At 67.6% G+C, this 26,084-nt stretch carries 23 protein-coding genes; 15 read left to right on the plus strand and 8 right to left on the minus strand.

The features are described 5' to 3' along the window. The first annotated feature begins 249 nt into the window (after positions 1-249). From ACS0OT_RS03125 to ACS0OT_RS03135, 3 genes are all read left to right on the plus strand, one after another. Positions 250-1,965 carry a lysophospholipid acyltransferase family protein gene (locus tag ACS0OT_RS03125; protein ID WP_065178748.1) on the plus strand — a complete coding sequence of 572 codons (1,716 nt, stop codon included), beginning with the start codon at positions 250-252 and terminating at the stop codon, positions 1,963-1,965. Next, entirely contained in the window at positions 1,962-2,762 is an 801-nt protein-coding gene (locus ACS0OT_RS03130; RefSeq protein ID WP_005415316.1) for a UDP-2,3-diacylglucosamine diphosphatase, read from the plus strand. Before ACS0OT_RS03125 ends, ACS0OT_RS03130 begins: the two co-directional genes overlap by 4 nt. A 119-nt stretch (positions 2,763-2,881) precedes the next feature. After that, positions 2,882-3,913 (plus strand): metal-dependent hydrolase, encoded by a 1,032-nt coding sequence (locus tag ACS0OT_RS03135; RefSeq protein WP_139726743.1) that lies wholly within the window; start codon positions 2,882-2,884, stop codon positions 3,911-3,913. A 544-nt stretch (positions 3,914-4,457) separates the two neighbouring features. On the opposite strand, the gene ACS0OT_RS03140 is transcribed toward ACS0OT_RS03135, so the two are convergent. From ACS0OT_RS03140 to ACS0OT_RS03160, 5 genes are all read right to left on the minus strand, one after another. Next, a complete protein-coding gene (locus tag ACS0OT_RS03140) occupies positions 4,458-5,285 on the minus strand; it encodes a class I SAM-dependent methyltransferase (RefSeq protein ID WP_005415318.1) in 828 nt (275 codons plus the stop codon). A 62-nt stretch (positions 5,286-5,347) separates the two neighbouring features. Beyond that, entirely contained in the window at positions 5,348-6,343 is a 996-nt protein-coding gene (gene dusB / locus ACS0OT_RS03145; RefSeq protein WP_188239252.1) for a tRNA dihydrouridine synthase DusB, read from the minus strand. A 147-nt stretch (positions 6,344-6,490) separates the two neighbouring features. Next, on the minus strand, positions 6,491-6,922 hold the full coding sequence (locus ACS0OT_RS03150; RefSeq protein ID WP_053500089.1) for a hypothetical protein: 432 nt from the start codon (positions 6,920-6,922) through the stop codon (positions 6,491-6,493). A 149-nt stretch (positions 6,923-7,071) separates the two neighbouring features. Further along, a complete protein-coding gene (locus tag ACS0OT_RS03155) occupies positions 7,072-8,037 on the minus strand; it encodes a ribokinase (RefSeq protein ID WP_139726744.1) in 966 nt (321 codons plus the stop codon). Between the two features lie 25 nt (positions 8,038-8,062). Next, positions 8,063-9,361, minus strand: coding sequence for a NupC/NupG family nucleoside CNT transporter (locus ACS0OT_RS03160; protein WP_005415322.1), 1,299 nt, complete (start codon positions 9,359-9,361; stop codon positions 8,063-8,065). Positions 9,362-9,554: 193 nt separating this feature from the next. On the opposite strand from ACS0OT_RS03160, the gene ACS0OT_RS03165 reads away from it, so the two are divergent. From ACS0OT_RS03165 to ACS0OT_RS03185, 5 genes are all read left to right on the plus strand, one after another. Beyond that, positions 9,555-10,526 (plus strand): aldo/keto reductase, encoded by a 972-nt coding sequence (locus ACS0OT_RS03165; RefSeq protein ID WP_188239253.1) that lies wholly within the window; start codon positions 9,555-9,557, stop codon positions 10,524-10,526. Between the two features lie 245 nt (positions 10,527-10,771). Further along, positions 10,772-10,966, plus strand: a complete 195-nt coding sequence (gene hemP, locus ACS0OT_RS03170; protein WP_442256032.1) for a hemin uptake protein HemP — start codon at positions 10,772-10,774, stop codon at positions 10,964-10,966. 153 nt (positions 10,967-11,119) lie between these two features. Further along, positions 11,120-13,312, plus strand: a complete 2,193-nt coding sequence (locus ACS0OT_RS03175) for a TonB-dependent hemoglobin/transferrin/lactoferrin family receptor (RefSeq protein ID WP_442256033.1) — start codon at positions 11,120-11,122, stop codon at positions 13,310-13,312. A 4-nt stretch (positions 13,313-13,316) separates the two neighbouring features. After that, positions 13,317-13,916, plus strand: a complete 600-nt coding sequence (locus ACS0OT_RS03180) for a Hemin transport protein (RefSeq protein ID WP_164092979.1) — start codon at positions 13,317-13,319, stop codon at positions 13,914-13,916. Between the two features lie 72 nt (positions 13,917-13,988). Then, on the plus strand, positions 13,989-14,915 hold the full coding sequence (locus ACS0OT_RS03185; protein WP_065186809.1) for a DUF6607 family protein: 927 nt from the start codon (positions 13,989-13,991) through the stop codon (positions 14,913-14,915). A 169-nt stretch (positions 14,916-15,084) separates the two neighbouring features. Here ACS0OT_RS03185 and ACS0OT_RS03190 read toward each other — a convergent pair whose 3' ends face one another. Both ACS0OT_RS03190 and ACS0OT_RS03195 read right to left on the minus strand, forming a co-directional pair. Then, the gene (locus tag ACS0OT_RS03190) at positions 15,085-17,601 is read right to left on the minus strand and encodes an ABC transporter permease (protein WP_164092980.1); all 2,517 of its coding nucleotides are present in this window, start codon (positions 17,599-17,601) and stop codon (positions 15,085-15,087) included. Then, a complete protein-coding gene (locus tag ACS0OT_RS03195) occupies positions 17,598-18,245 on the minus strand; it encodes an ABC transporter ATP-binding protein (protein ID WP_442256034.1) in 648 nt (215 codons plus the stop codon). The genes ACS0OT_RS03190 and ACS0OT_RS03195 overlap by 4 nt, the downstream gene beginning before the upstream one ends. A 75-nt stretch (positions 18,246-18,320) precedes the next feature. Here ACS0OT_RS03195 and ACS0OT_RS03200 point away from each other — a divergent pair, with 75 nt between their 5' ends. The 3 genes from ACS0OT_RS03200 (at position 18,321) to ACS0OT_RS03210 (ending at position 21,191) form a co-directional block, all read left to right on the plus strand. Next, positions 18,321-18,965, plus strand: a complete 645-nt coding sequence (locus tag ACS0OT_RS03200; RefSeq protein ID WP_053500077.1) for an arylesterase — start codon at positions 18,321-18,323, stop codon at positions 18,963-18,965. Between the two features lie 87 nt (positions 18,966-19,052). Then, entirely contained in the window at positions 19,053-19,766 is a 714-nt protein-coding gene (locus ACS0OT_RS03205) for a response regulator transcription factor (RefSeq protein WP_002811889.1), read from the plus strand. Between the two features lie 153 nt (positions 19,767-19,919). Then, positions 19,920-21,191 carry a sensor histidine kinase gene (locus ACS0OT_RS03210; protein WP_065178739.1) on the plus strand — a complete coding sequence of 424 codons (1,272 nt, stop codon included), beginning with the start codon at positions 19,920-19,922 and terminating at the stop codon, positions 21,189-21,191. A 231-nt stretch (positions 21,192-21,422) separates the two neighbouring features. Here the strand turns inward: ACS0OT_RS03210 and ACS0OT_RS03215 are convergent, their stop codons facing one another. Next, a complete protein-coding gene (locus tag ACS0OT_RS03215; RefSeq protein ID WP_065186813.1) occupies positions 21,423-22,124 on the minus strand; it encodes an SGNH/GDSL hydrolase family protein in 702 nt (233 codons plus the stop codon). A gap of 211 nt (positions 22,125-22,335) precedes the next feature. Here ACS0OT_RS03215 and ACS0OT_RS03220 point away from each other — a divergent pair, with 211 nt between their 5' ends. From ACS0OT_RS03220 to ACS0OT_RS03235, 4 genes are all read left to right on the plus strand, one after another. Continuing rightward, the gene (locus tag ACS0OT_RS03220; RefSeq protein WP_005415335.1) at positions 22,336-22,731 is read left to right on the plus strand and encodes a diacylglycerol kinase; all 396 of its coding nucleotides are present in this window, start codon (positions 22,336-22,338) and stop codon (positions 22,729-22,731) included. 33 nt (positions 22,732-22,764) lie between these two features. Then, entirely contained in the window at positions 22,765-23,514 is a 750-nt protein-coding gene (locus tag ACS0OT_RS03225) for a TerC family protein (RefSeq protein ID WP_005415336.1), read from the plus strand. 227 nt (positions 23,515-23,741) lie between these two features. Continuing rightward, positions 23,742-24,902 carry an MFS transporter gene (locus tag ACS0OT_RS03230; protein ID WP_139726746.1) on the plus strand — a complete coding sequence of 387 codons (1,161 nt, stop codon included), beginning with the start codon at positions 23,742-23,744 and terminating at the stop codon, positions 24,900-24,902. Between the two features lie 561 nt (positions 24,903-25,463). Then, a complete protein-coding gene (locus ACS0OT_RS03235) occupies positions 25,464-26,084 on the plus strand; it encodes a LemA family protein (RefSeq protein ID WP_139726747.1) in 621 nt (206 codons plus the stop codon).

Genomic DNA, 26,084 nt, shown 5'->3' on the forward strand with positions numbered 1-26,084 from the left:
TGCCGGTGGTTAAGCCCGCGTAGGCCCGGCAGGGGCCGTCACGACGGGATTGGGGGCCAGCCTCGAGGCCCAGTGTTCCACCAGCGTGACAACAACAGACGGGGCTGCCCAACCCCCGACCGCGCAGGCCGCGACCCGGCCGTCAAGGGGGCCGGCCGTCATCGTTCTGCCCCGAAACCGCCATCTGGCTGCCGCCTGCCGGGTGCAGGCTGTCGGCCAATCCGGCCGCCGGGCATCAGTGGATCCGCCATGCAGGAACTCGAACAGCGTCTCCAGCAACGTTTCCCCGATTGGTTCCATGGCCGTCGCGGCCAATTGGCGCGGCCGTTGCTGCGCAGCGTCGGCCGCTGGTCGCGCCTGGACCAGATCGAAGCCTTCCTGCAGCGCAGCTCAGGCCTGCGCGGCTTCGGTTTCGTCGCCGCCGGCCTGGAGTTCATCGGCGGCCAGTACCAGGTGGATCCGGCCGCGCTGGCGAAGATTCCGGCCACCGGCCGCCTGCTGATCGTCGCCAACCACCCTTCCGGGGCTCTGGACGCATTGGCCTTGCTGGACGCGGTCGGCCGTATCCGCCGCGATGTGCGGATCGTGGCCAACGACCTTCTGGGGGCGATCGCGCCGCTGCAGGATCTGCTGTTGCCGGTGCGCATCCTGGGCGGCAAGGCGCAGCGCGGCAGCCTGCATGCGGTGGAGCAGGCGTTGGCCGCCGAGCAGTGCGTGATCGTGTTCCCGGCTGGCGAGGTCTCGCGTCTGTCGCTGCGCGGCATCCGCGATGGCCGCTGGCAGCGGGGATTTGTCCGCTTTGCCCGCGCGGCCGGCGCGCCGGTGCTGCCGGTGCGGGTGGAAGCGCGCAACTCGGCACTGTTCTATGGCGCCTCGACCCTGTTCAAGCCGGCCGGTACCGCGCTGCTGGCGCGCGAGATGTTCACTCGTCGTGGCCGCCCACTGCGGCTGAGCATCGGCGAGCCGATGCGGCTGGGCGACGGCGGCGATCCGGGTGCCCAACTGCTGGCGGTACGCCGCGCACTCTATGCGCTGGGCCGCAATGGCGCGGCCGGCAATGCCGCTGCCTGCGCAGGCCCTGAGCCGCTGGCCGCTCCGGTGCCACCTTCGCAGGTCGCCGCTGGCATCGCAGCCGCCACCCAGCTGGGCCAGACCGCCGACGGCAAGCAGATCCTGCTGGCCACCTGCACTGCCGATTCGCCACTGCTGCTGGAACTGGGCCGCCTGCGCGAACTGACCTTCCGCCAGGTGGGTGAGGGCACCGGCCGCAGCCGTGACCTCGACAACTACGACCCGCAGTACGAGCACATCGTGATCTGGGACGCCGCCGCGCAGCGCATCGCTGGCGCGTACCGGATCATGCGTGGTGCCCACGCGTTGGCCCGGCACGGCCTGTCCGGCCTCTACAGTGCGTCGTTGTTCCGCTATTCCGACGACGCCATCAGCCACATCGCCGAAGGCCTGGAACTGGGCCGCAGCTTCGTGGTGCCCGACTACTGGGGCAGCCGCAGCCTGGATTACCTGTGGCAGGGCATCGGTGCCTACCTGCAGTGCCGGCCGGGGATCCGCTACCTGTTCGGCGCGGTGTCGATCAGTGCGGCGCTGCCGCGCGATGCGCGCGAGCAGCTGGTGGCGTACTACCAGCGCTATTACAGCGGCACCGCCGGCATGGCCGAATCGAACCGGCCGTTCCAGTACTTCGCCGCACCGCCCAGTTTCGGTGAGCTGGATGCAGGCGCCGCGTTCGACGTGCTCAAGGCCAACCTGGCTGCACTCGGTACCGGCGTACCCACGCTGTATCGCCAGTACACCGATCTGTGCGAACCGGGCGGCGCGCGCTTCCTCGCCTTCGGGGTGGATCCGGACTTCAGCGATTCGATCGACGGCCTGATCGAGGTGGATCTGTGTGCGATCCGGCCGAACAAGCGCAAACGTTACCTGCGCGACGCGGGGACGCCGGCATGAGCACGCTGGCGAACCTGTCGCCGCACCGGCGCGCAGTGTTCGTCTCCGACGTGCACCTGGGATCACGTCACTGCCATGCCACCGAGCTGGCGCGCTTTCTCTCGCAGCTGCGCTGTGAACGGCTGTACCTGGTCGGCGACATCATCGACCTGTGGTGGATGGCGCACCGCCGTGCCAACTGGCGGCAGTCGCACAGCGAGGTCATCCAGGCGCTGCACGCATTGCGTCGCGCTGGCACCGAGATCATCTACATCCCCGGCAACCACGATGCATCGCTGCGCCAGGTGTGCGGGCTGATGCTGCCGGCGATGCAGGTGCGCCGCCGCGCCATCCACGTGACCGCCGATGGCCGCCGGCTGCTGGTCGCGCACGGCGACGACTACGACGGCGTGACCCACTTCGGCGGCCTGCAGGAAAAGTTCGGTGACTGGCTGTATTACCGCATCCTCACCGGCAACCAGGCATTGAACGCGGTGCGCCGCCAGCTTGGCATGCGCTACTGGTCGCTATCGGAGTTCCTGAAGAAGCGCAGTGGTGCGGCTGAACGCTACATCGAGCGCTTCGTGCAGGCCGGCCTGGACGACGTGCGCCGGCGCGGCCTGGACGGCATCGTCTGCGGGCATATCCACCGCGCCGCGCTGGTCGAACGCGATGGCCTGGTCTATGCCAACGATGGGGATTGGGTGGAAAGCCTGACCGCGCTGGTCGAAGACCACGACGGCGCGCTGCGCCTGCTGGACCACAACGGCCAGACGCTGGTGGAGCTGCCGGGCGCGCGGTTGTCGCAGGCGGCATAGCCCGCGTGTGTCCCGCTGTAGAGCCGAGTCCATGCTCGGCTGTCGTTGCGCGCAACGAAGAGCAGCAGAGCATGGGCTCGGCTCTACATACACCGCGCGCAAGCCGCTAGCATCGGCCCATGGATTCATTGACCCAGATCGTGCTCGGTGGCGCCGTCGCTGCTGCCATCGCTCCGCCCGGCCATCGCCGCGCGGCCCTGCTGGCCGGTGCCGCGCTCGGCACCCTGCCGGACCTCGACGCCCTGTGGCTTGGCTTCACTGCGGCCGACCCGGTGGCGAACATGACCGAACACCGCAGCTTCAGCCATTCGCTGCTGGTGCTGCCCTGGGTGGCCGCACTGATCTGGTGGTTGTTCAAGCGCTTCGGCAATGGTCGCGTCGCGCAGTCACCGCTGCGCTGGTTCTGGGCGATCCAGCTGGCGCTGGTTACCCATCCCGTGCTGGATGCGTTCACCGTCTACGGTACCCAGTTGTGGTGGCCGCTGCGGCCACACCCAACCATGGGCTCCAGCGTCTTCATCATCGACCCTGGCTACACGGTGTGGCTGCTGCTGGGCTGCGTGCTGGCCTGGTTTGGTCGTGCGCGGCCCTGGGCGGGCAAGGTGCTGGGCGCGGCGTTGCTGTTCAGCAGTGGCTACCTGGGCTGGGGGCTGATCGCCAAGGCGCAGGTCGATCGGGCCGCCCAGCAGAGCCTGGCGGCGATGGGCCTGGGTGACGCGCCGCGCTTCTCGGTGCCGATGCCGTTCAATACGCTGCTGTGGCGGGTGGTAGCGATGACGCCCAATGGCTACGTGGTGGGTGATCGCTCACTGGTGGCCGACCATGGGCCGATGCGGTTCGAAGGCCATGCGTCCAACGTGCAGGCCTTGCGCGAAGCGCGGGCCATCCCGGCGGTGCAGCAGCTGCAATGGTTCAACCGTGGCTTCATGCGTGCGCAGGTCGTGGACGGAAGGCTTGTGCTGAGCGATCTGCGCATGGGGCTGGAACCGGACTACACCTTCAACTTCGTCGTCGCCGAGCAGGCGGACGGGCAATGGCGGGCGATCGTGCCCGAGCAGGTGCGGGCGGACTACAGAAGCCCGGCCGCGCGCGCTGATGCCGGGCGCCGGCTGGCGGCGATGTGGCAGCGGATCTGGCATGCGCCCGAGTAGATCCACGCCCTGCGTGGATGAAGGGACATCGGCGGTGGCAGCCACGCGTGGCGTGGCTCAACTGCGTCGATCAGCGCCCGCAGCCGGTGCCGTTGAGTAGATCCACGTCATGCGTGGATGAAGGGACATCGGCGGTGGCAGCCACGCATGGCGTGGCTCTACTGCGTCGATCAGCGCCCGCAGCCGGTGCCGTTGAGTAGATCCACGCCATGCGTGGATGAAGGGACATCGGCGGTGGCAGCCACGCATGGCGTGGCTCCACTGCGTCGATCAGCGCCCGCAGCCGGTGCCGTTGAGTAGATCCACGCCATGCGTGGATGAAGGGACATCGGCGGTGGCAGCCACGCATGGCGTGGCTCTACTGCGTCGATCAGCRCCCGCAGCCGGTGCCGTTGAGTAGATCCACGCCATGCGTGGATGAAGGGACATCGGCGGTGGCAGCCACGCATGGCGTGGCTCTACTGCGTCGATCAGCGCCCGCAGCCGGTGCCGTTGAGTAGATCCACGCCATGCGTGGATACGGGAGCATTGGTGCCGCGTCGGCTCAATACACCGTCGCGCGGCCCTGCACGAACGAATAGAAGAACACTGCATTCGGGTCGTTCTGCACCAGGCGGAACTCGCGGCGCATGCCTTCCACGGTTTCCTCGTCCACCGAGCCGGCCTGCAGCAGCTGGTCGGCCGCCGACAGCAGCAGCTGCTCCCAGAACGCGATCATGGTCTTGCGACGGGCAGGCTCGCGGTTGTCCAGGTGGATGGTCTTGATCTCGGTATGCACGTCGCGGAAGCCGCCGGCCAGCAGCAGGTTGCCCAGCTTGGCGCCGACGAAGGGGTCGCCACCGTGGTCGTACTGGAAGTCGTTGAAGGCCATCCAGTAGCGCCAGATGTGCGGCGAGTACGGGTCAAGCAGGAACGAGGCATTCATCACCTCGGTGATGTAGACCGGTGAACCCGGCGCCAGCACGCGGCGCACTTCACTCAACACGCGTGCCGGTGACGGAACGTGTTCCAGCACCCAGCACAGGAAGGCCGAATCGAAGCTGCGCGCCTCGAACGGCAGTTCGCCGGCATCGGCCTGCTGCAGGGTGTAACGGTCGCTGCACCACGGGGTGCGCGCCAGGTTCTCGCGCGCGGTGGCCAGCTGGGTCTCGCTCAGGTCCACGCCGGTCACGTGCAGCTCGGGGAAGCGGCGCAGCAGGATCTCGGTCTGCGCACCCACGCCGCTGCCGACTTCCAGCAGGCGCCGTGCACCGCTGTAGTCGATCTGGCCGAAGATGCTCGATTCCAGCAGGCGCGCCTGGGTCATCAGGCGCTGCTGTTCGGTGCCGGAAAACCCGTGCAGGTAGGTCGGAGAGGAGATCGGCGGGGTCATGGGGCGGGCTCTCGGAGTTCAATTCGGTCGAGCAGGCTCGACGTTGCGACGCGGCAGGGCGCTCAGGCTGCCGAAGACAGCGCCGGTTCCCCGTCAATCAAGCGGTCGAAGTACTCGGTGGTCAGCGCGATCTGGCTCTGCGGGTCTTCGGCACGGTTGACCACCGCACGGAAGGCGGCGTTCTCCGGCCGGTCCTTGGCATACCAGCCCAGGTGCTTGCGCGCGATGCGCACGCCCTGCGGTTCGCCATAGAAGGCATGCAGTGCGTGCAGGTGGCCAAGCAGGATGTCGCGCACTTCGGCCAGCGACGGTGGCGGCAGTTCCTGCCCGGTGGCCAGGTAATGCGCCACTTCGCGGAAGATCCACGGCCGGCCCTGTGCGGAACGGCCGATCATCACCGCGTCCACGCCAGTTTCCTTCAAAACGTGGGCAGCCTTCTGCGGCGAATCGATATCGCCGTTGGCGATCACCGGAATGCGCAGGGCGGCCTTGATCTCACCGATGGTGGCGTACTCGGCCTGGCCGGTGTAATGCTGGTCGCGGGTGCGGCCGTGCACGGCCAGTGCAGCGATACCGCTGTCCTCGGCGATGCGCGCGATCAGCGGGCCATTGCGGTGGTCACAGTCCCAACCGGTGCGGATCTTCAGCGTGACCGGCACGTCCACCGCGTTGACCACGGCTTCGAGGATGCGCGCCACCAACTGCTCGTCGCGCATCAGCGCCGAGCCGGCCCAGGCGTTGCACACCTTCTTGGCCGGGCAGCCCATGTTGATGTCGATGATCTGCGCGCCGTGGTCGACGTTGTGGCGCGCCGCCTCGGCCAACTGCTGCGGCTCGGTACCGGCGATCTGCACGCTGATCGGCGCCGGCTCGCCCTCATGGTCCATGCGGTGGATCGACTTGCGCGTGTTCCAGAAGCGCGGGTCGCTGATGGTCATTTCCGAGGCGGCCAGGCCCGCGCCCAGCCGTTTGCACAGCAGGCGGAAGGGCTTGTCGGTGACGCCGGCCATGGGCGCCAGCACGACGTTGGGGGCGATGGTGTACGGGCCGATCTGCATGCGCCCATTGTAGGGCGCGGGCGGCGGTACGGCCGTGTCGGGTACGGTCCGGTTCAGGCCGATCGGCACCGACCTCATGCCGTACCGGCATCAGCAGATGCTTGACGGTTGCTTCCGTCGCCCCCAAGGGCGGGCGATGGTGGCCGGCTAACCCAGGCTCTGCCAGGCCTGGCGGGTACCCAGGGCGAAGGCCAGCCCCAGGCCCAGGCAGGCCAGCGAACTGACCACCCAGAAGCGCCGGCCGTTGTACCCCGGCCGGAACAGTGCCAGGCCGAAGCCCGTCGCGGCGCGCAGCAGCAGCAAGGCAGCGATGGCGGGCAGGACCAGGCGGCTGGCCGGCAGCGGCGAATGCCAGCCCGCGGCGGCCAGTGCGTACAGGGTCCAGGCCACCAGCACGGCCGTGATGCCGGCGGTCATCAACGGTGGCCACCAGTGCCCCGCATGCGCGAGCCGGACTACGCGCTGGCCGGCACCGAAGTATCTGTACCACGCGGCGCCGAAGGCGATGCAGCCGATATGCAGCAGCGCCGCAGCGGCACTGCCTGCGGCCGCGACCAGCAACCAGGGGAATCCGTCCATGTCCTGCCCGTGCAAGGAAGCTGCGCGGATCGTGAGCGAGGGGCAGGATGTGGGCAATGCGACAGGCGGTCGCAGGGGCTGGGCAGTGGGCAAAAGAAGGGCCCAGGTGCCTGTGCACCCGGGCCTTGTCATCCACGCGTGGCGTGGAATTACTTGGCTTCGGCGTCGGCCGGGGTGAAGCGCGGCATCGCCGCTGCAGCGCCTTCCTTCTCGGTCGAGCGACCGGCGAACTGGTTGGCAAAGCGCACGTGGCGGGCGAACGGGGCGTCGGCCACCTGCGCCAGCGACGCGGCCAGCGCACCGTTGAAGGCATCACCGGCACCGGTGGTGTCGATGGCCTGCACCTGCTCGGCGCCGACGCGGTAGTACGGCTGGGTATCGCCGCGCAGGTTCTCGTCGGCATGCGAGACGAACACGCCCACCGAACCCAGGGTCACCACCACGGTACCGTTGCCGACCAGCTTGCGGCAGAGCGCATGCAGGCTGACGCCATCCAGCGCGGCGACATCGTTGGCATCCACGCGCTCACCGACATGGCGACCGAGCAGCGCGGCGAACTCGGTCTCGTTCGGGGTGATCACATCGGCCAGCTTGAGCAGGCCGATGGTCGAGGGCGCGTCGGCCGGTGCGGTGTTGAGCACGGTGGTGACACCGGCCTCGCGGGCCGTGGCCAGCGCCGCTTCGATGGTCTGCACCGGCGATTCCAGCTGCACCAGCACCACCTTGGCGCTGGTGAGCAATGCCTGCTGCTGTTGCAGGAAGTCGGTGCTGAGCGCGGCGTTGGCGCCCGGGCCGATCACGATGGTGTTGCGGCCACGCGCGTCCACGTAGATGCCCGCAGTGCCGGTCGGCTCGCTGCTGGCTTCGGCAATCAGGCCGAAGCCATCCTGCGCGGCCAGTTCACGTGCGGTGGCGCCGCCGGCGTCATCGCCCAGCGCGCACACGAAGTGCGTCTCGGCGCCGGCGCGGCAGGCGGCCACGGCCTGGTTGAAGCCCTTGCCTCCCGGGCCGGTGCTGTAGCGGCCGGCAATGGTCGCACCCGGTGCCGGCAGCGACTCGCACCGCCACACGTGATCGACATTGAAGGAACCGACGACAACGACACTGCTGCTCATAGGAAATCTTTTCTCAACCAGGGGTTCAACTGAAGTGCGTCAGCACGCCGGCGATGGTCGCCGTCATGAAGGTGGCAATGGTACCGCCCAACACCGCGCGCAGGCCGAACTTGGCCAGATCGTGGCGACGTTCCGGCGCCAGGCCGCCGATGCCGCCGATCTGGATCGCGATCGAGCTGAAGTTGGCAAAGCCGCACAGCGCGTAGGTGGCGATCAGGCGGCCTTCGTCGGACAGGCTCACGCCCGCCACCTGGCCGTTCACGATCTGCGACAGCTCGGTGTAGGCCACGAACTCGTTGATCACGACCTTCTGGCCGATCAGCGAACCGACGGTGGTGGCATCAGCCCACGGGGTACCGATCACCCAGGCGATCGGGGCCAGCACGTAACCGAAGATGGTCGACAGGTTGGTCGGCTTGCCGATGGCAGCGGCCAGGCCGGTCACTTCGCCGAACCAGGTGAGCGGTGCATTCAGCAGCGCGATCAGGGCGATGAAGGCCAGCAGCATCGCGCCGATGTTCAGCGCCAGCTTCAGGCCGTCACCGGCACCGGCAGCGGCCGCGTCGATGATGTTGCTGGAGGTCTTCTCCACTTCCATCTTCACCGTGCCGCGGGTCAGCGGGGTGCCGGTTTCCGGAATCAGCAGCTTGGCCACGACCAGGGTGGCCGGTGCGGCCATGATGCTCGCCGCCAGCAGGTGCTTGGCGTAGAAGGCCTGCTGCGCCGGGTCGCCACCGCCGAGCATGCCCACGTAGGCCGCCAGCACGCCGCCGGCGATGTGCGCCATGCCGCCGATCATCATGGTCAGCAGCTCGGACTGGGTCATCCTGGCGATGTACGGGCGCACGGTCAGCGGCGCCTCGGTCTGGCCGATGAAGACGCTGGCGCAGACGCTGGTGGTTTCCGCGCCGGACACGCGCATCACCTTGGTGATCGACCAGGCCATCACGCGCACGATCGCCTGCATGACGTTGAGGTGGTACATGACCCCCATCAGCGCCGAGAAGAAGATGATGGTCGGCAGCACCTGGAAGGCGAAGATGAAGCCGTAGTTCTTGGTGTCCATCAACGAGCCGAAGATGAAGCCCGAGCCCTCGTTGACGAAGCTCAGGACCTTGACGAAGCCCTTGCCCAGCGCATCGAACACGTCGCGCCCGCCCGGCACCAGGATCACCAGCGCCGCGAAGGCGATCTGCAGGGTGATACCGGTGGCAACCAGCTTCCAGTCAACCGCACGCTTGTTGTTGGAAAACAGCCAGGTGATGCCGATCAGCACCGCCAACCCGAACAGGCCGAAGCCGATCCTGCCCAAACCTTCGACCATGTGAGTGACTCCCCTGGGGCGTCGCGAAAAACGGGAAGCCTAGTGCAGGGCAGGGGCCGGGGCAAGAAAAAGCAGCGTGCGCGCGCCCATCGGTACCGATCAGGCCAGCAACGGCAAGGGCTTGCGGCCGGCGGCGGCAGGTAGAATGGGGCTCGATCCCGGCCCGGATGCGGGCCCGCAGCAGGAGATTCGCATGCAATACCGTCGCCTGGGCTCCACCGGCCTGCCGATTTCCGCCCTGTCCTTCGGCGCCTGGGTGACCTTCGGTGACCAGATCCCGCGCGACGAGGCCCGCAACCTGGTGGCTGCCGCCTGGGACCACGGCGTCAACTTCTTCGACAACGCCGAGGGCTATGCCAACGGCCGCGCCGAACAGGTGATGGGCGATGTGATCGCCGACCTGCGCCTGCCGCGCGATGGCATCTGCGTCTCCAGCAAGGTGTTCTTCGGCAGCGCCAAGGACCCACGGCCGACCCAGCGCGGCCTGTCGCGCAAGCATGTGACCGACGCCTGCCATGCCGCGCTCAAGCGCCTGCGGGTGGACTACCTGGACCTTTATTACTGCCATCGCCCGGATCCGGACGCGCCGATCGCCGAGACCGTGCATGCCATGGATACCCTGGTGCGGCAGGGCAAGATCCTCTACTGGGGGACCTCGGAGTGGTCGGCGGTGCAGATCCAGCAGGCGCTGGACATCGCCGAAGCACGCAACCTGCAGGGCCCGTCGATGGAGCAGCCGCAGTACAACCTGCTGCACCGCGAACGCGTCGAGGTCGAGTATGCGCCGCTGTATGCCGGTGCCGGCCTGGGCACCACCATCTTCTCGCCGCTGGCCTCGGGCCTGCTGACCGGCAAGTACGACCAGGGCATTCCGGCCGATGCGCGGCTGGGCCGCGAGGGCATGGAATGGCTGCAGGCGCTGGTGCTGGGTGACGACGCCGAGGCCCGCCTGGCCCAGGTGCGCCGCTTCAGCGAAGCAGCGCGTGAGCTGGGCCACGCCCCGGCCGCGCTGGCGATTGCCTGGTGCCTGCGCAACCCGAACGTCTCCAGCGTGATTCTCGGCGCCAGCCGGGTGGAGCAGCTGCTGCAGAACCTGCAGGCACTGGACGTGCTGGAGCAGGTGGATGCGGCCGGCTGGGCCGAGATCGAAGCCGCCTTCGGCTGACAGCCCTTTGTAGAGTCGAGCCATGCTCGACTCCGCGCGTAGCGCGTGCGTTTCCAGGCGACGGTGCCAGGAGCAGTCGAGCATGGCTCGACTCTACAAAAGCGCCGCGCCATCTTTTGATTGATGACACCTATTGAATTTTCGAATTCGATCATTAATCCCATCAATCAAATTGAGAATGGTTGTTGATTGTCAACTGAGAATCATTATCATTTGACTCGTCCCTCGCACGAGTCCAGATGCTCATGAATGCTCAACCTGTACTGCTGCGCCCCGAAACGCTGACCCTCCGCGATCGTCCGGTCCGTGTCGTTCCGCCGGAAGAGGTCATCGACAGCGAAGCCCTGCTCAAGGCCCGTCGTGAAATCCTGATCCAGCACGGCGACCGCTTCTACCGCCTGCGGCACACCAGCAACGACAAGCTGATCCTGACCAAGTAATCGCGGCCTGGTCGCCCGCCTCCCTCCCTCCTGCCGGCAGCGCCGGCAGGGTGGGCGACCCGTCCGCGCCCGCTCTCTCCCCCTTGGTCTACCGCGTGCACCTCCCGGGTGTGCCGGTAACCGGGGGTTCCCCTGCCTGACCGAACGAACCCGATGACCCGCCCTACCGCCCTTTGCCTCGCCGTCTGGATGGCCCTGCCGCTGTCCGCCCATGCTGCTGCCGCGGCCACCGCCGCGCCTGATGCGCGCGACTTCGACCGCGTGCAGGTCACCGCCACCCGCACCGAGCGGGCAGTGAGTGACGTGGCGGCCACCGTGGATGTCATCGACCGCGAGCAGATGGACCGGCACCTGGTGCAGGACATCAAGGATCTGCTGCGCTACGAGCCGGGCCTGTCGGTCAGCCGCAGCGCCGCGCGCTTCGGCCTTGGCAGCATCCGCATCCGTGGCCTGGACGGCAACCGCGTGCGCGTGCAGACCGATGGCATCGCCATGCCCACCAGCTTCAACATCGGCTCGTTCTCCAACGCCAACCGCAACTTCACCGATCTGGACACGCTCAAGCGCGTGGAGATCGTGCGCGGCCCGGCCAGCTCGCTGTACGGTTCCGACGCGCTCGGGGGCGTGGTGGCCTTCGTCACCAAGGATCCGGCCGATTACCTGAAGGATGGCAAGGACAGCTACGTCGGCCTGAAGTTCGGCTACGACGGTGAGTGGAAGGGCCTGCTCGGCGGCGTGACCAGCGCGTTCGGCGGCGAACACTGGAGCGGCATGGTCAACATCAACCATCGCCAGGGCCAGGAAACCGGTAACAAGGGCGATGTTCGCAGCCTCGACAACACTCGTACCGCGCCCAACCCGCAGGACCGCGACGGTCGCAGTGGCCTGGCCAAGCTGGTCTATGCACCGAGCGAGGACCAGCGCTTCCGCCTGACCGTGGAAGGCAACGAAGACAACACCGATACCAGCGTGCTGTCCTCGATCGACCGCACCACCACCACCGGCATGAAGGCGCGCGACACGCAGAACCGCACCCGCGTGTCGTTCGCCCATGAAATGGATGCGCTGGACAAGGGCTTCGCCGACAACCTGCATTGGCAGCTGTATACCCAGCACAGCGAGACCAACCAGATCACCGACGAAGACCGCGCCAACCGCAGCCGCCGCCACCGCGAGTTCAACTTCGACCAGCGCGTGTACGGCCTGCAGGCACAATTCAACAAGGCGTTCAGCACCGGCAGTGTCGAACACGCGCTGACCTACGGCTTCGAAGGTGCGCGTACCGAGATCCGCCAGAAGCGCGACGGCTATCAGGTTCTGGCCAATGGCCAGACCAGCACCACCATCCTGCCCGACGCCTTCCCGGTACGCGATTTCCCGATCAGCAAGACCACCGAGCTGGGCCTGTACGCGCAGGATGAAATGCGCATGGCCGGCGGCAAGCTGTCGCTGGTGCCGGGCGTGCGCGTGGATCGCTACGAGCTGAAGCCGGAAGTGGACAGCATCTTCGCCGACGACAATCCCGGCGTTGCGGTGGCCAGGCTGACCAAGACCAGCGTCTCGCCGAAGCTGGGCGTGGTCTATCGCTTCACCGACGAATGGTCGCTGTTCGCCGGCTACTCGCATGGTTTCCGCTCGCCGCCGTACAACGACGTCAACCTGGGCTTCACCAACTTCGCCTTCGGTTACACCGCCATCCCCAATCCGGACCTGAAGCCGGAAACCAGTGATGGCATGGAGCTGGGCCTGCGCTTCCTGTCACCGGCCGCCTACGTCAGCGTCAGCGGCTACTACAACGAGTACAAGGATTTCATCGAGTCGCAGTCGCTGGTCGGCACCAACGCCCAGGGCCTGATGGTGTTCCAGTCGCGCAACATCGCCTATGCGCGCATCTACGGTGCCGAACTGAAGGCTGGCGTTGACTTCGGCCAGATCAACCCGGCGCTGCAGGGCTGGGCGCTGCGCAGCTCGGTGGCCTGGTCGCGCGGCGACAACAAGACCGAGGACACTCCGCTGGATTCGGTCGACCCGCTGCGCGGCACCGTCGGCCTGATGTACGACACCGACGCCTGGGGCGTCGAACTGGCCGGTACCTTCGTCAAGCGCAAGGACCGCGTCACTGCAGCGACGGTGTACCGCCCGGCCGGCTACGGCGTGGCCGACCTGATGGCGCACTGGAACTTCGCCCCGGGCGCGACCTTCAACGTCGGCGTGTTCAACCTGGGCGACAAGCGCTACATCGATTGGTCCAACGTGGGTTCGACGCTGTCTGCGACCAGCCGCGTGCTGGATCGCTACACCAGCCCGGGCCGCACCCTTTCCGCCAGCCTTGCCGTTTCCTGGTGACCTCATGAGCCGCGCCTTGTCCGCACGCAGGAATGACGCCATCGCCGTGCAGGGCAGCGCGGCCTGGCCGACCCCGGCACAGCTGGCCACGCTCGGCACCTTGTTGTGCCTGTACCACGCCGACGGCAACGAGCTGGGTGGCTGGCGCCAGGCGGTGCGCGTGCACGCCTGCCAGGGCGTGGACAGCGAGGGCATACGCGAAAGCCTGTGTTTCCTCGATGCCCGCGGCCGCTGCGTGTGGCGGCTGTACCTGTTGCCCGACAGCGATTTCCTGGCCTGGGACCGGCTGGTCGCGGCGCTGCCGCCGGGCCCGGAGCATGACAGCGAGGGCAGTGTCGGCGAACGCCTGTGGCGGCGCCTGGCCGGCCATCTTGGTGGCCAGCGCTGGCGCCTGTGCACGCTGCGCCTGCATGCCGCGGACGAGGGCCGCACGCTGGCAGCCAGCCTGTCGACCCTGTCCTCGCTGGGCGCGGCCACCGCGCGTCGCATCGCTCGGTTGGAAGGTGCCGAAGGCGAGCTGGCGATCGACGATTGCTGCTGCGCCGACGCCGCGCGCCGGCCGACACCCCGTATTCCCGGCGACCTGCCGCTGATCCGCCTGTGATCCTTTCCTGATGGAACGCCCGCCGGCCCTGGAAGGCCTCTCAACGAACCTGCAACCCCGAAGGAAGACCCGATGAAGTTCCAGACAGCCAGCGTCATGCTGTTGCTCGCTGCCAGCGGCGTGGCCAGCGCGCAGCCCTCCGACATCGCCCGCGACCACGACAGCATCCTCGCCATGCAGGGCGAGTACACCGTCGACTTCGCGTTCGACGAGACCGTGCTGCTCAAGCCCGGCTACGAGCGTGCGCCGGCGATGCGCAGCGGCGGCAGCGAAGTGGTCATCGTGGTCGAGGACACCCCGCAGCGCATCGTGCTGCAGCACCTGTTGCTCGATGAGAAGAGCGGCCACATCACCAAGCACTGGCGCCAGGACTGGGTCTACGAAGCGCCCAGCCGTTTCGAGTTCAGCGCCGACCAGACCTGGCAGGTACGCCGCATTCCCGCAGCGGTGAACCAGGGCGCCTGGACCCAGTGCGTGTATGAAGTGAGCGATGCACCGCGCTACTGTGGCACCGGCAAATGGACGTACACCAACAACGTGCCGAGCTGGACCAGCGACCTGAGCTGGCGCCCGCTGCCGCGTCGTGAATACACAAAGCGCAGCGACTACAACGCGCTGGCCGTGGTCAACCGCCACACGCTCACGCCCAATGGCTGGACCCACGAGCAGTTCAATACCAAGGTGCAGCGCAACGCCGACGGCAGCCAGGTGGAGATCGCCCGCGAGTTCGGCTTCAACGACTACGTCAAGACAACCGAGGTCGACTTCACCCCGGCCCGCGCCTACTGGAAGGCCACCGCCGGCTACTGGGCCAAAGTGCGCCAGCGCTGGGACGGCTTCCTCGGCCAGGCCCCGGGCGTGCACCTGAAGACCAAGCTCGATGGCATGGCGATGATCATCCCGCTGTTCACCCAGGCCGAAGAGATCCAGTCCGGCAAACAGGTGAAGGACGCGCAGATCGACGAGGTCTTCGCCAAGTACGTGGAAAAGGCGCAGTAGATCCACGCCATGCGTGGATGTGCTTGTTCCTTGAACACTGGCAACGCCGTCATGTGCTTTTGGCAGGTGCCGAGCTTGCTCGGCACACGCTTTCCCGCATCCACGCATGGCGTGGATCTACCGGCAAGTGCCGAGCCTGCTCGGCACGCCGTCCGGAGGCGCAACCGATTCAGGCCTCGCGCAACGCCAATGCCGGCGGCGTATGCAGGATCGCCCGCGTACCCCACCAACCCGCCAACAGGCTCAAACCGATGCCGACTACGCCGCCGATCAGCAGCCCTGGCCACGGCGGCAGCAACGGCAGCTCGAACACCTTCTGCGAGACCGCCACGCCGATGGCAGCCGCTGCGCCCACCGCCAGCATCGCCGCCAGCGTACCCAGCGCGCCGAACTCCACCAGCACCGCACCGCGCAGCTGGCGCCGGGTCGCACCCAGGGTGCGTAGTACCGCGCTGTCGTAGCGGCGCTCGCCGGCGGTGGCCTGCAGCGCGGCCAGCAGCACCAGCACGCCGGCCAGCAGGCTGAACACCATCACCAGCTGCACCGCCTGCGCCACGCGCTCCATCACATCGCGCACCTGCGAAATCACCGCATCCACGTCCAGCAGCGACAGGTTCGGCTGCGCGCGCACCAGTTCGCCCAGGCCCGCCGCCTTGCCGGCCGGCAGATGGAAGGCCGACAGCAGGTTGTGCGGGGTTTCGCCCACCGCATTCGGGTTCAGCAACACGAAGAAGTTCGGCCGGAAGGTGTTCCAGTCCGCCTTGCGCACGCTGGTGACGGTGAACTCGCGCTCCTGCTCGCCCACCGCAATGGTGATGCGGTCGCCGGGGTACAGGCCGTAGCGTTTGGCCCAGCCGATTTCCACCGAGGCTTCCGGTGCGGTGCTGTCGGTTTTCCAGAACGTGCCATTGACCAGCGTATTGGCCGGCGGGAACGTGCTGCGCCAGCTGAAATTCAGTGGCCGGTTCTCGTCATCGTCATCGCGCTGACCTTCGCCTTGTGCCGCTTGTCCGTCCTGACCGGGCTCGCGGTCCACGCGCAGCGGTGGCTTGCCATTGATCGCGATCAGGCGGCCGGTGGCCATCGGTTCGATGCTGGCGTCACCGGCGCCCAGTCCACGCAGCGTGGCCAGCACGCTGTCGCGCTGTTCGGGCTGGATGTTGATCAGGAAGTAGTTGGGCGTGTCCGCCGGCAGGCGCTCGCGCCATTGCTGCAGCAGGCCGGGGCCGGTCACGGCCAGCAACAGCAGCGCGCACAGCGACAGCGACAGCCCGACCAGCTGCATTACCGCCAGTATCCGGCGCCGGGTCAGCGCGGCCAGGCCCAGCCGCCAGTGGCCGTGCAGGCGGTGCTGCAGGCCGCGCAGCAGTTGCAGCAGCACGAAGCCGACCACCCCGGCGGCCAGTGCCAGCGTGGCCAGGCCGCCCAGCACCCACAACGCCAGCTTCAGGTCGCCGGTGACTTGTACCGCCAGCAGCAGGCTGGCCGCCAGCGCTGCCACATAGGCCAGCAGTGACGCCGGCGGCAGGGCAGCGAAGGAACGGTTGAGCACCCGCATCGGCGGCACCCCGCGCAGGCGCAGCAGCGGTGGCAGGCCGAAGCCGAACAGCAGCAACAGGCCGATGCCGGCGCCGGTCAGCGCAGGCATCGCCTCGGGCAACGGCAGGCGCTGCGGCACCAGGCTGCCCAGTACCTGCACCAGGCCTTCCTGCGCGGCCATGCCCAGGCCGATGCCGAGCGCACAGGCCGGCACCGCCAGCATCAGCAGCTGCAGTGCCAGGCCAAGCAGGATGTCGCGCTGGCGCGCACCCAGGCAGCGCAGGATCGCCACCTGGTCGATGCGGCGCAGCGCGAAGCGGTTGGCCGCCAATGCGGTGGCCACGCCCGCCAGCAGCACCGCCAGCAGCGCGCTCAGGCCGAGGAAGCGCCCGGCCAGATCGAAGGCCTGGCGCACGCCGCGCTGGGTGTCATCCACGCTCAGCAGGCGCAGGCCCTTCACCTGTGGCAGCAGCCACTCACGCAGGGACGCGACCTGCCCGGGTGGTCCTGCAAACATCAGCCGGTAGTTGATGCGGCTGCCGGGGCCAAGCAGTCCCGTGCCTTCCACATCGGCGCGGTTGACCAGCAGGGTGGGGGACAGCGTCAGCAGGTCGCCGCCGGTATCCGGTTCGGCCTCGATGATGCCGGCGATGCGCAGCGTGCCGGCGCCGAACTCGAGATCATCGCCGGCCTTCAGCCCGAGCCCCTGCAGCAGGCGTGGGTCGGCATAGGCCTGGCCCTTGGGTGGCATGCCGGCATCGGTGATCAACGTACCGCCGGGCGTGGCCCGTACCCGCAGCGTGCCGCGCAGTGGATAGCCCGCCTGCACCGCCTTGATGCTGGCCATCTGGCTGGCGTCGCCGTTGAACAGCACGCTGCCGAAGCTGGCGATGCGGGTGTAGGCCAGTCCACGCCGTTGTGCCTCGTCGGCGAATGCCTGCGGCGGGTCATCACGCCCGGCGATGCCGAGATCGCCACCGAGCATTTCCGCCGCGCTGCCGGTCAGCGCCAGGTTGACCCGGTTCACCAGCGTGCCCACCGCAGTCATCACCGCCACGCCCAGCACCAGTGCGGCGAAGACGGTGAGCAGGTCGCCGGCCAGCGCCTCGCGGCGCAGTGCGCGCCACGCGTGGCGCAGCAGGTTCATGCCTGTACCCCACGCTCGACCGGCAGCAGGCGGCCGTCGTCGATACGATGGATGTACTGGCAACGCTGCGCCAGGCGCATGTCGTGGGTGACCAGTACCAGGGTAGTGCCGCTGCCGGCGTTGAGTTCGAACAGCAGGTCGCTGACGTGCTGGCCGGTGGCATGGTCCAGCGATCCCGTCGGTTCGTCGGCGAACAGGATGCGCGGCCGGGTGACGAAGGCACGCGCCAGTGCCACGCGCTGCTGCTCGCCACCGGACAGCTGGCGCGGGTAGTGGCGGGCGCGATGGGAGAGGCCGACCTGCGCCAGCACTTCATCGACCCGCGTGCGATCCTCGCGCCCGGCGAGTTCCAGTGGCAACGCGACGTTCTCGGCGGCGGTCAGCGCCGGCAGCAGGTGGAAGCTCTGGAACACGAAGCCAACCTCGCGCGCGCGCAGCTGGGCCCGCGCTTCTTCATCGAGGTCGCCCAGGTCCTGGCCCGACAGCGCAATGCGGCCCCGACTGGGCAGGTCCAGCCCGGCCAGCAGGCCGAGCAGGGTGGTCTTGCCCGAACCGGAGGCGCCGACGATGGCCGCGCTGGTGCCTTCATGGACGGTCAGGGTGATGTTGTCCAGTATGTGGACTTCACCCTCCGGGCCCTGCACGGATTTGCCGACCTGGTCGACGGCGATGGCGACGGGCGCGCTGCGGGGGGACAGGCTGTCGATGAGGAGACTCCAATGCGCAAGACGGGATGGAGCCGGCGAGCCGGCGCGATGATGGTGCTGCTGCTAGGGTTCCTGCTGTTGCCGGGGCTGGCCTGTGCCAAAGGTCCGGCTGGCACCGTGCTGGTGCTCGGCGACAGCCTCAGTGCCGCCCACAATATCCCTGCCGACGCCGGCTGGGTCAGCTTGCTGCAACAGCGGGTCAGGCAGCAGTCGAAAACCCCGGCGCGCATCGTCAACGCCAGCATGAGCGGGGAAACCACCGCCGGCGCGCTGACCCGCCTGCCGGGCCTGCTGGCCAGGGAGAAGCCGACCGTGGTGGTGATCGCGCTGGGCGGCAATGACGCGCTGCGCGGGCTGACCCCGGCGCAGGTGCAGGGCAACCTGGAAAAAATGGTGCAGGCCAGCCAGAAGGCCGGTGCCAAGGTGCTGCTGCTGGGCATCGACGTGCCGCCCAACTACGGACCGGCCTACCGCCAGCGCCTGGCCGCGGCCTACAAGGCGCTGGCCACGCAGTACAAGGTGCCGCTGCTGCCGTTCCTGCTGGAGGGCGTGGCCCTGCAGCCGGGCATGATGCAGGGCGACGGCCTGCACCCCACGGCGCAGGCGCAGCCGAAGGTGCTGGACAACGTCTGGCCGCTGCTCAGGCCGCTGCTCTGAACCGTTTGTGTACCTCTTGACGGAACTTCACATCGCGTCCACCGTCGATCCGGCATGTTTCACAAAGCTGAAGTTAGAGGGAATCACATGCGTCAGACGAAGGAGACCTCCGGCTTGGTGCTGGTGGTCGAAGACAACCGCAACATCTCCGAGATGATCGGGGAATACCTGGAAGGTCGCGGCTTCGAAGTCGACTATGCACAGGACGGCCTGGATGGCTACCGCCTCGCGGCGGAGAACAGCTATGACGTCGTGGTGCTCGATCTCATGTTGCCGCGCCTGGATGGCATCGAAGTGTGCCGTCGCCTGCGCAACGATGCGCGCAAGTCCACGCCGGTGCTGATGCTCACGGCACGCGACACGCTGGACGACAAGCTCACCGGCCTCGGGTTCGGTGCCGATGACTACCTGACCAAGCCGTTCGCGATCCAGGAGCTGGAAGCCCGCCTGCGCGCGCTGATCCGTCGCGAACGCCGCCAGGTCGGTTCGGAGGTGCTGAAGGTCGCCGACCTGGTGCTCGATCCGGTCAGCATGCGGGCTACCCGTGCCGGTACCGAGCTGCAGCTGTCGCCGATCGGCCTGCGCCTGCTGACCATCCTGATGCGCGAATCGCCGCGCGTGGTCACCCGCCAGGAGATCGAACGCGAGATCTGGGGCAATGGCCTGCCGGATTCGGACACCCTGCGCAGCCATCTGTACAACCTGCGCAAGATCATCGACAAGCCGTTCGACCGTCCGCTGCTGCACACTGTGCAGAGCGCCGGCTATCGCATTGCCGATATTGCCCAGCCGATGGCCTGATCGGGGCCCGGCCTGTGCAGCATCAGGCCCGGCCGGGCAACGACCCCGCACCGGGCACGGATGACCGGCCGGCGCTGCCGCCGGTCAGCGTCCGTGCACGACTACGGCGCAGCGCGCTGCCTATAATCGCAGCGCTCTGACCGGGACCCCGCAATGCCGCACGGCCTGCCGCGCAAGATCCGTATCGCCTTCATCCTGCAGGCAGTCCTGGCCAGCCTGGGCATCCTGCTCGGTGCCTGGCTGGTCTCGCTGGTGATCAAGCACAGCCTGGTCGGCGCCGCCCTGCGCGAGGAAGCGGCCTATTACTGGACGCTGCACGAGGCGTCGCCGGTGCAGCCGCCGCCCAACACCCACAACATCCGCGGCTACCTGCTGGAAAGCGGGCAGTCGGCACTGTCATTGCCGGCCAACCTGCGCACCCTGGAGCCTGGCTTCCACGAGCTGCCCCAGGACGACCAGCTGGTGCTGGTCGACGTGCGCCCTGCCGGTCGCCTGTACCTGGTGTTCCTGCGCTCGCGCGCGGAGATGCTGGCGTTCTGGTTCGGCATCGTGCCGGTGCTGCTGACCCTGTTGGCGGTGTATGGCGCCAGCTGGGTCACCTACCGTGCCTCCAAGCGACTGGTGTCGCCGGTGAACTGGCTGGCGCGGCGCGTCTCGCGCTGGGACCCGGGCCACCCCGAAGCGGCCGATCTGGAGCCGAACAAGCTGCCGGCGGACATGCAGGGCGAGACCCGCCAGCTGGCGGCCGCACTGCATTCGCTGGCCAACCGGGTCAGCGCGCACGTGGCGCGCGAGCGCAACTTCACCCGTGATGCCAGCCATGAGCTGCGCACGCCGTTGACCGTCATCCGCGTGGCCAGCGACATGGCCCTTGGCGATGAAACCCTGCAGCCGCGCCTGCGCCGCAGCCTGCAGCGCATCCAGCGTGCAGGCCGTGACATGGAGGCGGTGATCGATGCGTTCCTGATCCTGGCCCGCGAGGCCGATGTCGAACCGCAGATCGAGCTGTTCGACGTCAACGACATCGTCCGCTACGAGGTGGACAACGCCAACGAGCTGCTGGGCAACCGGCCCGTATCGGTGCACCTGCACGGCGACGGCCCGGTACAGCTGCACGCACCGCCGCGGGTGCTGCAGGTGGTGGTCAGCAACCTGGTGCGCAATGCCTGCAGCTACACCGACGAAGGGCGTATCGACGTGCACGTGCTCAATGACCGGGTGGTGGTGCGCGATACCGGCATCGGCATGTCCGCCGAGGCGCTGTCGCGCGCGTTTGAACCGTTCTACCGCGCCGAGCCGAGCCGTCCGCAGGGCACCGGCCTGGGCCTGTCGATCGTGCGCCGGCTGTGCGACCGCTTCGGCTGGAAGGTCAGCCTGGCCAGCGAGCCGGGCAAGGGCACCGAGGCTACGGTGATCTTCCGGTAGAGGGATTTTGCCGGGCTGCGCCCGGCACCCGCCGAGGCAACATCAACATCAGAAGCGGGCATTCCGTGGAATGGCGGGGCGGTGTGGGTTTGCAGGACACGCCGTAAACCCGTCCATGGGGGCTCGATGGCGCCATCCATGGCGCCAACGGTCCTGCAAACCCACACCGCCCCGCCTTCGACAGTTTCCCGCGATCCGCAGTAGATCCACGCCATGCGTGGATGGGGTTGCTCAGTTGCAGTTGACCTTCGGCGCCAGCGCCCTGGTCCAGATCGCATAGCCGGCCGGGGTCATGTGCAGCATGTCCTCGCGGAACAGCGTCGCATCCGGCTGGCCGTCGGCGCCGAGCATCGGCGTGTAGATGTCGGTGAAACCGGTGTTGGGCAGCTTGGCCAGCGCGGCCTTGATCAGCGTGTTGGCCTCGTTGATCGCCGGCAGCAGGTGCGCGCGCGACGGGCTCGGCTTGATCGACAGGTACTCCACCTTGGTCTTCGGCAGGTCGCGGTGCACGCGCTGCACGAAGGCAACCACGTCGTCGCGCACCTGCACGGCGCTGCGGCCACTGTTGAGGTCGTTGTCGCCCGCGTAGAAGAACACTTTGCATGGCGCATACGGCACCACGATGCGGTCGGCGTACCAGGTGCTGTCGCGCACTTCCGAGCCGCCGAAGCCGCGGTTGAACACTGGCTGGCCAGGGAAGTCGGTGGCCAGGCTCTCCCAGAAGCGGATCGAGGAGCTGCCAATGAACTCGATGCCACCGCGCGGCGGCGGGGTGGACTGGTCGGCGCTGGCGAAGCGGGCCATGTCGCCGGCCCAGGCCGCGTTGGAGACCTGTTCTGGCACCCGGGGCGACTCGGCCGGGCTCAGCGCCTGGGCCAGCGGTGCGGCAGTCAGCAGGCCCAGCATCAACAGGCAGGTACGGCGACGGGACATCAGGCGCTCCAGCAGGCAAGGGGCATCCATCATAGGAGCATGCCCGGGCCGTTGCTTGCCCCTGGCAGGCCGTTCAGCGGGCCGGCGCGGGCTGCGGTTGGCGGCCTTGTGGCAAAATGGCCGCCATCTGCCTATTCCTGTGCACCCATGATTCCCTGCCGTGCGTCTGAGCGGTCGCTGCGCCGCGCCCCCGTTGCTGGATGTTCCACCCGTGGCTGATCAGTTCGGCCACCTGCCGCGCGGCCCGCGCCGCATCTTCCAGGCCGCCCGCTGGTCCTGGCAGGGCCTGCGCGCTGCCTGGCTGCACGAGTCCTCGTTCCGGCTTGAGGTCTACCTGCTGATCCTGCTGACGCCGATTGCGATCTGGCTGGGCCAGACGCCGGTCGAACGCGCGCTGCTGATCGGCTCGATGCTGCTGGTGCTGGCGATGGAGCTGGCCAACTCGGCCATCGAAGCGGTGATCGAACGCTACGGCAGTGAGATTCACGAGCTGGCCGGCCGCGCCAAGGACATGGGCTCGGCGGCGGTGTTCGTGCTGATGATGAACGTGTTGCTGTGCTGGGCGCTGGTCGTGGTTCCGCACGCGCTGGCCGGCAACTACGGCTGAAACCCCATTCCCCCACTGCCTTGAAGAGTTTCCATGTCCTTTGAGTTCCTCGCCGACCCCAATGCCTGGGTGACCCTGTTCACGCTCAGCGCGCTGGAAATCGTGCTCGGCATCGACAACCTGGTGTTCATTTCCATTGCTGTCAGCAAGCTGCCGGAAGAGCGCCGCCCGTTCGCCCGCAAGCTCGGCATCGCGGTGGCCTGCATTACCCGCATCGGCCTGCTGGTATCGCTGGCCTACCTGGCGCACATGGCGGCAAACCTGTTCACCGTGGCCGGCATGGGCATCTCCATCCGCGACCTGGTGCTGATCGTTGGCGGCCTGTTCCTGATCATCAAGGGCTGCATGGAGATCAAGGAACTGATCAGCGGTGGCGAGGATGAAGATCCCAGCACCACCAAGGCCTCGGCCGTGTTCGGCTACGTGATCGCGCAGATTGCGGTGATCGACATCGTGTTCTCGCTGGACTCGGTGATCACCGCCGTCGGCATCGCCGACCACATTCCGGTGATGGTCGCCGCGATCCTGCTGTCGGTGATGGTGATGCTGCTGGCCGCCAACCCGCTGGGCCGCTTCATCGATGCCAACCCGACCGTGAAGATGCTGGCGCTCGCCTTCATCCTGATGATCGGCGCGGTGCTGATCCTGGACGGCCTGGACGTGCACGTGCCCAAGCCCTACATCTACGCCGCGATGGGCTTCTCGGTGCTGGTGGAGTGGCTGAACCTGCTGATGCGCCGCCGCGCCCGCGAGCACAACGTGCCGGGCGCCGGCAACTGGTAAGCGCGCCACTGGCGTGTGAGTCCCTCAGAACCCCCGGCATTCCGGGGGTTCTGCGTTGTGGGGGCGAGGTCGGTTCTGCAACGGCATTGTGGTTTTTGCACTTGTGGCTGCGTTCCGGCTTCCACTTGTGAACCAGGATCAACAGTGTTTTCCCGGGGCGAGGCTTAATCCGGCGCAGCAAAGCGCGCAGGCTACGCACTCCCGATTCCCGCCCCCAGGACCCCCCCATGAATTCCAGAGCCGCCTTGCTGGCGCTTGCCGTTGGCGCCTTCGCCATCGGAACCACCGAGTTTGCCCCGATGGGCCTGTTGCCGGTCATCGCCGACGGCGTCGGCGTTGGCATCCCCACTGCGGGCATGCTGATCACCGCCTATGCCGTGGGCGTGATGCTGGGCGCGCCGGTGATGACCCTGCTGATGGGGCGTTTCGGCAAGCGCACCGCGCTGATGCTGCTGATGTCGATCTTCGTCGCCGGCAATCTGTTGTCTGCGCTGGCGCCGAACTACGGGATGCTGCTGCTGTCGCGCCTGGTCACCAGCCTCAACCACGGTGCCTTCTTCGGCATCGGTGCGGTGGTCGCTGCGAGCCTGGTGCCGAAGGAAAAGCAGGCCGCTGCCGTGGCCACCATGTTCATGGGCCTGACCATCGCCAACATCGGCGGCGTGCCGCTGGCGACCTGGGTGGGGCAGCAGCTGGGCTGGCGCCTGTCCTTCGCCGGTACCGCAGTGCTGGGCCTGGTTGCGATCACTGCGCTGGGTTTCGCGCTGCCGGCATCTGCACCGGGGCCGCGCCCGGACGTGCGCCGCGAACTGAAGGCGATCCTGCAGCCGCAGGTGCTGCTGGCGATGGCCACCACCGTGCTTGGTGCGGGTGCGATGTTCACCCTCTATACCTACGTCGCACCGGTGCTGACCGAATTGACCGGCGCCTCCAATGCCTTCATCGCAATGTCGCTGGCCCTGATCGGCATCGGCTTCACCTTCGGCAACGGCATCGGTGGACGCATGGCTGACTGGTCGCTCGATGGCGCCACACGGATCCTGCTGGCCGTCCTGGCGGTGCTGATGTTCGTGCTGCCGCTGGCCTTCATGAGCCACGCCACCGCGGCGCTGGGTGTACTGCTGTTCGGTGCGGCGACCTTCGCCCTCGTGCCGCCGCTGCAGATCCGGGTGATGCAGGTGGCCAGCGAGGCGCCGGGCCTGGCGTCGTCGATCAACGTGGGTGCATTCAACCTGGGCAATGCGGTAGGTGCTGCGCTGGGTGGTGCGGTGATCAGCTCGGGACTGGGCTACGCCGCGATTCCGGTGGCCGGTGGCCTGCTGGCCGCGTCGGGCCTGCTGCTGGCATGGCTTGGGCGTCCCCGCACTGCGGTGGTCGAGGCCTGCTGAGGGGTGTTGGATTCCGGCAGGGCTTGCAGCCCTGCACCCGCTAAAGGCGAAGGCAACCGCCGAAGCAACAGCAACCGCAACAGCCGGCGCTGGTTTTCTGAGGGTTGGGCGGGGCGGTGTGGGTTGGCAGGACACGCCGTGAACCCATCCATGGGGGCTCGATGGCGCCATCCATGGCGCCAACGGTCCTGCCAACCCACACCGCCCCGCCTCCGACAGATTGCCGCGATCGGTCGGAACGGCGTTCTGCTTTGGTAGGTGTCGACCTTGGTCGACACGAATGCCTGAAGAACCGGCTTTTGCTTTTGATTTTTCTTTTGATCTTCCCGCGGTGCGCAGGAAATTGTCCGTGGCCGGGAGGGTGGGTCGGCTGGGGGCGTGAGCCGCATGGATGCGGCGACCGAGCTTACATGGACGTACTTGCAGCGGCCCCCAGCCGACCCACCCTCCCGGCCCACCCCGAGCTGGCTGGACCACACCGCGGAGGGGGCAGCGCCCGATGGCCGGTCTTTCACCCGAACCATGGCATGCTCGGTGCCCAGTCCACCCGGAACCTCCGCCATGCGCCTGTTCACCCGTGTCCTGCCCCTGATGCTGCTGGCCTCCCTGCTGTCCGGCTGCGGCTACAACGCCATCCAGCAGAAGGATGAAGCGGTCAAGGCCAGCTGGTCGGAGGTCATCAACCAGTACAAGCGCCGCGCCGACCTGGTGCCCAACCTGGTGCAGACCGTGAAGGGCTTCGCCAGCCAGGAAGAGCGCGTGCTGACCGAAGTGACCAACGCCCGTTCGCGTGTCGGCCAGATCAACGTCAACGCCGACGACGAAGCCTCGCTCAAGCAGTTCCAGCAGGCCCAGGGCGAACTGGGCAGCGCGCTGTCGCGGCTGCTGGTGGTCACCGAGAACTATCCGCAGCTGAAGTCCGACCAGAACTTCCGCGACCTGCAGGCCCAGCTGGAAGGCACCGAGAACCGGGTCACCGTCGCGCGTGGCCGTTACATCCAGCAGGTGCAGGACTACAACACCTACATCCGCTCGTTCCCGCAGGTGATCACCGCCAAGCTCTTCGGCTACAAGACCAAGCCGAACTTCACCGTGGACAACGAAGCGCAGATTTCCAACGCGCCGGCGGTCGATTTCGGCAACGCGCCGCAGCAGCAGCCGGCACCGCAGCCGGGCCACTGA

It is taken from the genome of Stenotrophomonas maltophilia group sp. RY12688, assembly GCF_052149045.1.
In the GTDB taxonomy this organism is placed as follows: domain Bacteria; phylum Pseudomonadota; class Gammaproteobacteria; order Xanthomonadales; family Xanthomonadaceae; genus Stenotrophomonas; species Stenotrophomonas sepilia.